The sequence below is a fragment of the Pleomorphochaeta sp. genome, assembly GCF_050031695.1.
In the GTDB taxonomy this organism is placed as follows: Bacteria; Spirochaetota; Spirochaetia; order Sphaerochaetales; family Sphaerochaetaceae; genus Pleomorphochaeta.
Genome location: NZ_JBNAIC010000052.1, coordinates 1 through 7,585 on the forward strand (window position 1 = coordinate 1; position 7,585 = coordinate 7,585).

Sequence of the window (7,585 nt, forward strand, 5' to 3'; positions counted from 1 at the left end):
GTTAATTTTTGGCGTTCCACCAACAACAGAACAAATTGGAAGGGCATTAGTTTTTTATATTATAACACTTCTATATGCTGGTATTTGGTATATTATAGCAATGTTTTTCTCAATTACTTATAAACAAGGGTCAACTTCAGCATTTTTATCTATTGCTCTTTGGTTATTTTTGATGATTTTCTGGTCTCCAATATCAGAGTTGATTGCTTATAATGTGAGTGGAAATCAATTAACTGCATTAAATATTTATTCAATGTTGTCTAATATTTCCCCTTATATATTGTTTAATAAAGCTTCGATTGCGATTTTAAGGCCAACTACAAGATCCTTAGGTCCTGTTATGTTCTATCAAATGGAAGGCGCAATATCAGGTTCTCCATTGCCCCTTTCACAGAGTTTATTATTAATTTGGCCTCAGATAACAGAATTTGTTGCTGTGATAATATTAATCTTTACTCTTGGATATATTAAATTCCAAAGAAAAGAAATTAGAATGTAGATAGAGTTAGTATTCTCGGTACTATTTCGAGAGTAGTCATTTTTTGAAATATTTTGTTTTTTGCGGAGATAGATACGTGTTATCTCCGCAAAATTGAAATTAAATTTTATTGTTTAATTGATTTTCCCATAAATAATCTATAATCAGAATTCAAAAAATCATTGACTTCTTTACCTTGAAGTTTTTGAATTAAGATTTCACAAGCTATTCCACCCAGTTTTTTCTCATCAAATTCTAATCCAGTAATTGGTGGATTAAAACTTTCAAGCATTACACTTCGATAGAATGTTGCAACTGATATATCTTTTGGGATTGATATTCCTTTTTCATTTAATCTAGTCATAACTATTGAACAAATAAAATCGTCCATACAAATTATACAATCTGGATTAGTTTCTAAAGCTTCATCAGTCGCTTTTATTATTTGAGCTTGGTTTACAGCTTCTAAAATAATTTTACTACTTATTCTAGAGTCTTTGCCTTCTATGGCTAGTTTGTATCCTTTTAATCTATTATTTGTAACACAAAGTTGAGTATCCCCGCCAATTAACACAAAACTTTTTAAACCTCTGCTTAAAAGAAGTTCCATTAGAGTTTTACATGCACTTACATGGTCATTATCGACGTGAGTAACTTCTTTATCAGTGGAAGATCCAACTACTACAAAAGGAGTATTTGATTCTTTTAAAAATTTTACAGGATCATCCTCTATCATTGTTCTTGTTAATATTAATCCATCAGCTTTGTGATTATCAACAATTCTTTTTAGCTGAGAAATGTTATTATTACTAATCCATAAGAGTATTAAATCATAATCGTTTTCTGAAGCAATTTCACATATTCCATTTATACTCTTATGACAAAAAGGGGAGTCCCAGGCTTTTAGTTCTTCTGGTAAAGCAAGACCTATATTATAGGTTTTCTTTTCAGCAAGCCCTCTAGCAATTACATTAGGTTTGTAATTATTTTCTTTAATAAATTTTAGTATTTTATCTCTAGTTTTATACCCAATCCTTCCTTTACCTGATATTGCTCTAGATACAGTTGTTTTGCTAACACCTAATTCATTAGCAATAGCTTCAAGGGTATAAGGTTTGTCATTTTTATTATCCATATTCTTTTTGTATCATATCTTTGTTATATAGCGCAACAAAATTATTAAAGATTTTGTAAAAATGGTAGAAAATGCGCAAAAATGCGCAACAAATTGAATATATTTTGAGTTTACTAATTAGGAATTTATTATACTTTTTTAGAGTATTGATTTGCTCTATTTTTTAAGATTCATTTGAGTTTATCTAGTAAGATAATAAATAAATGCAGTTAATATTGTTTAATAATTCTTTTGTAAATAATAAATTAGCTAAAATATATTTGATGCATGTTTATTCTTTTTTTTGTTGTATTATTTTATAAAACTTTAATTTATTTAGAGACCTAATAAAAAAAAACTAAATTTTGTTTGACAGGTATAATTCTTGATGCTACCATTTAATTGAATAACCGGTTGTTCAAACCGATTGATTGTTAAAAAGGAGAATTACATGAAAAAATTTATTTTAACTTTAGCATGCATTACTTTTGCTGCTTCAAGTTTGTTAATGGCTTCTGGTCAACAGGAAGCGAAAGCTGATGCCTCAGATAGTAATGAACTAGTTGTTTGGTTATGGGATATGGGATTTAATGGAGCTACAATGCAAAAAGCAGCTGAATTATATCAAAAGGATCACCCTGAGTTTAAATTAGATATTCAAGATCAAGGCGATTGGAATACTTTACAAACAAAATTAACAACAATTGCTTCTTCTGGAAATTTAAAAGGATTGCCAGATATATTCTTGATTCAAGATAATGCATTTCAAAAGAATTATATGAGTTTTCCAAATGTTTTTACTGATTTAAGTAATACAAATATAGATTATAGTCAATTTGCTGCAGGAAAAGCAGGTTATTCTATTGTTGATGGTAAGAATTTTGGAGTACCTTTTGATAATGGTGCTGTAATTTTTGGTTATAGAATTGACGTATTAGCAAAAGCTGGTTATACAATTGAAGATTTTACAGATATTACTTGGTCAAAATGGTTAGAACAAGCTAAAGTTGTTTTAGAGAAAACAGGAAAACCTTTACTTTCAGCTCAAGCTGGATCATCTGATATCATTAACATGATGCTTCAATCAGCTGGTGTATCCTTATTTAATGCTGATGGAACTCCTAACATAGTAAATAACGATGTTTTATATAAAGTTGCCGATACATATATGAAAATGTTAGATGATGGAACTTGTGTTGAAGCAACAGATTGGTCTGGTTATACAAATTCATTCACTAGTGGTGCAGTTGCAGGAACAATGACTGGTTGTTGGATTGCTGCTACAATTCAAGGTGCAACTGATCAAGCAGGAAAATGGGAAATTACAAATATGCCTTCATTGGATGGAGTTGCTTCAGCCACAAATTATTCAAATAATGGTGGATCATCTTGGGCTGTTTCCTCAGCTTGTAAGAATGTAGATTTAGCAGCTGATTTCTTTGCTAAAACATTTGGTGGTTCAACACAATTATATGATGCTGTTGCTCAAAATGGTGTATTAGGTACTTATCTTCCTGCTGCTAGTTCTCAAGTATATAGCCAACCAAATGCATTCTTTAATAATCAACCAATCATGTCAATTATTACAGAATTTGCAGGAAAAGTTCCTGCGATTACTGGTGGTGCTTATTACTATGATGCAAGAGATGCTGTTTGTACTGCAATTACACAAATTCAAACTGGAACTTCCCCTAAGCAAGCTTTCCAGGATGCACAAGATACTGTTAATTTCATGATGGGTAATTAATTAATATAGTATAATTTATAACATTACATAGTGGAAAGTTTTAGAGCTTTTCGCTATGTGTGTTAATTTGAATCTTGGAGGGGTATTTTATTTTGAAGATTGAACAGCAGAAAACACGGCAAATTAATAATAGATTAACTATAGAAAAGAAATTATCAATTACAGGTTGGTTTTTTATACTTCCTGCAGCATTGCTGATTTTTGCAATGAGTTTCTTTCCTATGTTTAAAGCTTTGTATATGTCTTTTAGGACAGGTATTGGTGCAAATATGGAATGGGCAGGTTTTTATAATTTTATAAGAATGACAAAAGATAAAATCTTTATTCAATCTTTAAAGAACAATTTCTTTTATTTAATTATTCAAGTTCCTGTTATGTTGGTATTAGCTATTATTTTAGCTTCAATATTAAATAATCCAAATTTAAAATACAAAGGACTATTTAGAATTTTACTTTTTTTGCCTTGTGCAACACCTTTAGTTGCTTATTCAGTAATTTTTAGAAGTTTGTTTGCTATTGATGGATATTTTAATACCATTTTATTAAATTTAGGAATTTTATCTAAAGCTTATAATTTTTTAGGACATCCCACTAGTGCAAGAATTGTAATAATCGTAGCTTTGATTTGGAGATGGACAGGTTATAATGTTGTTTTTTATTTAGCTGGACTGCAGAATATTGATCCATCAATTTATGAAGCTGTAAAATTAGAGGGTGCTTCAAAGATACAAACTTTTTTTAGTATTACAGCTCCTTTATTAAAACCTATGATTTTATTAACAAGCATTATGTCAATTAATGGAACTCTACAATTGTTTGATGAGTCAGTAAACTTAACTTCAGGAGGACCTGCTAATGCTTCAATAACTATGTCGCATTATATTTATAATTTATCCTTTAAATATGTACCAAATTTTGGTTATGCTGCTGCTCTTTCCTATATTATTTTAGTTTTGGTTGCTTTTTTAGCTTTTATCCAAATGAAGGTGGTGGATGTCCGTGATTAGTAAAAATAAAAAAACAAAAAATGCTCAAGCCTTAGGCGCTGGAACTTATACTTTTTTAATTATATCAGTAATACTGTCAGTTTTCCCATTATTTTGGATGCTGATAGCTGCAACAAATAAAAGTGTAGATGTAATTTCTGGGACTCTTATTCCTGGAAGTAATTTAGTAGCAAATTATCATAAATTAGTAGAAACAACAAATTTATGGCAAGCTATGTGGAATTCTTTTAAATATGCTGGAATGATGACAATCATTAGTTTAATTGTGTGTTCAATTGCAGGTTATGGATTTGAAATTTATCATGATAAACATAAGGATAGATTATTTTCTATTTTGCTTTTAGCTATGATGATTCCTTTTGCTGCATTGATGATTCCATTATATCAAATGGTTGCTAAATTTGGACTATTAAATTCAACTGCTGGCTTTATATTGCCAACAATTTCAACTCCGTTTTTGATAATGCTATTTAGACAAAATTCAAGATCCTTTCCACATGAGATTATTGATGCTGCTAGAATTGATGGGTTAGGAGAATTTAGAATTTTTACACACATATATATTCCTACACAGAAAGCAGTATTTGCAGCAGCTGTAACTGTTGTTTTTATGAATGGTTGGAATAACTTTTTATGGCCAAAAATAATAATGCAAAGTAACGATAGTATTTCAATGCCAATGTTAATTGCTAGTTTGCAATCTGGTTATGTTACTGATTATGGCGTGCTTATGCTTTCTGTTCTATTTTGTATTTTACCAATGTTAGTCATCTTCTTTGCAATGCAAAGATATTTCACTCAAGGTATTACAGGATCAATTAAATAAGGAGATTTAATTATGACAAATAATATTAAGCCTATTAGGCTTAAATCATCTATGCTACTTCATGGTGCTGATTATAATTATGAACAATGGCTAGATTATCCAGATATTCTTGATATTGATTTTGAGTATATGAAAAAAGCTAAATGCAATGTTATGAGTATTGGAATTTTTTCTTGGTCAGTTTTAGAAATTGAGGAAGGTGTTTTTGATTTTGATTGGTTAGATAATCTTTTTGATAGACTTGAAGAAAATAATATATATGCAATATTGGGGACTCCAAGTGGTGCAAAACCAGCTTGGTTAAGCTATAAGTATCCTGAAGTTTGTAGAGTTGATATTAATGGAAATAGGGAGCCTCATGGAGAACGACATAACCATTGTAGAACTTCTCCAATATATAGAGAAAAAGTTGCAATTATTGATAAGAAATTAGCACAGCGATATGGGAATAGAAAAAATTTACTTTTGTGGCATGTTTCAAATGAATATAATGCTGGTGAATGCTATTGTGATCATTGTGTAAATGCTTTTAGAGATTGGTTAAAGAAAAAATATGTTACTTTAGATAATTTAAATAAAGCTTGGTGGACAACTTTTTGGAGCCATAAATATACTGATTGGCAACAAATATTCCCATCAGATACCTCAATTAATGGATTATTATTAGATTGGAAAAGATTTATAAGTGATCAAACTTTAGATTTTTTTAAATCAGAAATAGAAGTGCTGAGAAATGAAACTCCTAATGTCCCTATAACAACAAATTTTATGTTACCTAATGTTGATTTGAATTATTGGGATTTTGCGAAATATGTGGATATTGTTTCTTGGGATAGTTATCCTAGATGGCATTTAGGAGATAAAGAATGGATGGAAGGGGTCAAAACATCTTTCTTTCATGATATGCACAGATCCTATAAAAATGCTCCATTCATGTTAATGGAATCAACTCCAAGTGCTACAAATTGGCAAGGAATTAGTATTCCCAAAAAACCTAATATGCATTTATTATCTTCTTTGCAGGCAATAGCGCATGGATCAAATTCAGTACAATATTTTCAATGGCGCCAAAGCCGTGGAGGAGAAGAAAAATTTCATGGAGCTGTTGTAAATCATTTAGGTGATGATCAAACACAAGTTTTTAAAGATGTTGTTGAGGTAGGAGATAAGTTAAGTAATCTTTCCTCAATTGTTTCAACTAAAACAAATTCTGAAGTTGCTATAATATATGATTTAGAAAATGAGTGGGCACTATCCTTAGCTCAATTACCAAGAAGTCAAAATAAATGTTATCAAGATAGATGTATAGCAAATTATAGAGCTTTTTGGAATCTAGGAATCTCTTGTGATATTATAGACAGTAAGGCTTTAGATTTTGATAATTATAAATTACTAGTAGCTCCAATGTTATATATGCTAAAAGAGGGTGTTTCAGAAAAGTTCCATAAATTTGTTGAAAATGGAGGAACTTTGATTCTTACATATTTAACTGGGTTAGTGAATTCAAGTGATTTATGTTTTATGGGAGGCTTCCCTGGTCAATTAAAAGATTTAGCTGGAGTAGTAGTTGAAGATACTGATGTAATAAGTTCTCCATTACAACAGAAAATTAAACTTAAATTTGATGATTTACAAGAAAAAGAATATGAAGTATTTCATTATGCTGATAGGTTAAGAATAGATACAGCTGAAGTGGTTGCAAAATATTCTTTAAATCATATGGCTAATACACCAGCTATTACTAGAAATAAATATAAAAAAGGAACAGTTTGGTATTTTGCAGCTCGGGCTGAAGATTCTTTTTATGATGATTTTTATAGTAATCTTTGTGATAAATTAGATATAGAAAGAAATTTAAAAGCAACACTTCCACAAGGGGTAACCTGTCAAAAAAGGAGCAACAATAAGGAAGATTACATTTTTATAATGAATTTCAACAATAATTCAATATTATTACCTATTTGTGAAAATATATATATTGATTTAGAAAGCAAAAAAAAGGTAATAAATGAAATAACACTTCCTTCCTATGGAATAAAAATTTTAAAGAGAATAAAAGATTTGTAAGTTCAAATTTTTTAAATAACTATTAGCCTAGAGTTCTTAAAAAAGTAAGAATTCTAGGCTTTTTTTGTTTTTATTAAACATATTAAATTAAAATTATATTTATGTGTATAATTTTTTTTATTATAGTTGTTTTATAAATGCTTTTTTAGGAGGAATAATTTGAATTTTTTAGAAATGAATATTGATGATTATGATGAAATGTATAAGTTATGGTCAAATACTGAAGGTATGGGATTGAGATCTCTTGATGATTCAAAAGAAGGTATTTCTAAATTCTTAAATAGAAATCCTAATACAAATTTTATTTGCAGAATTAATAACAAACTAGTTGGTGCTATTTTGTGCG

The 7,585-nt window shown here is 29.4% G+C and carries 6 protein-coding genes and 1 pseudogene; 6 read left to right on the top strand and 1 reads right to left on the bottom strand.

Going from position 1 to position 7,585, the window contains the following annotated elements; translation table 11 throughout:
• The coding region (locus tag ACPKM0_RS09060) for an ABC transporter permease subunit (protein ID WP_472475298.1) at positions 1-499 on the top strand (499 nt) is incomplete at its 5' end.
• Positions 500-605: 106 nt separating this feature from the next.
• Here the strand turns inward: ACPKM0_RS09060 and ACPKM0_RS09065 are convergent.
• Positions 606-1,613 carry a LacI family DNA-binding transcriptional regulator gene (locus ACPKM0_RS09065; protein ID WP_472475299.1) on the bottom strand — a complete coding sequence of 336 codons (1,008 nt, stop codon included), beginning with the start codon at positions 1,611-1,613 and terminating at the stop codon, positions 606-608.
• 430 nt (positions 1,614-2,043) lie between these two features.
• Here ACPKM0_RS09065 and ACPKM0_RS09070 point away from each other — a divergent pair, with 430 nt between their 5' ends.
• The 5 genes and pseudogenes from ACPKM0_RS09070 to ACPKM0_RS09090 all read left to right on the top strand — a co-directional run.
• Positions 2,044-3,339 carry an ABC transporter substrate-binding protein gene (locus ACPKM0_RS09070; protein WP_472475301.1) on the top strand — a complete coding sequence of 432 codons (1,296 nt, stop codon included), beginning with the start codon at positions 2,044-2,046 and terminating at the stop codon, positions 3,337-3,339.
• A 92-nt stretch (positions 3,340-3,431) separates the two neighbouring features.
• A complete protein-coding gene (locus ACPKM0_RS09075) occupies positions 3,432-4,346 on the top strand; it encodes a carbohydrate ABC transporter permease (RefSeq protein WP_472475302.1) in 915 nt (304 codons plus the stop codon).
• A complete protein-coding gene (locus ACPKM0_RS09080; RefSeq protein ID WP_472475303.1) occupies positions 4,333-5,172 on the top strand; it encodes a carbohydrate ABC transporter permease in 840 nt (279 codons plus the stop codon). The genes ACPKM0_RS09075 and ACPKM0_RS09080 overlap by 14 nt, the downstream gene beginning before the upstream one ends.
• A gap of 12 nt (positions 5,173-5,184) precedes the next feature.
• Positions 5,185-7,239, top strand: a complete 2,055-nt coding sequence (locus ACPKM0_RS09085; protein ID WP_472475304.1) for a beta-galactosidase — start codon at positions 5,185-5,187, stop codon at positions 7,237-7,239.
• A gap of 159 nt (positions 7,240-7,398) precedes the next feature.
• A pseudogene (locus ACPKM0_RS09090) lies at positions 7,399-7,585 on the top strand (GNAT family N-acetyltransferase); the annotation flags it as partial.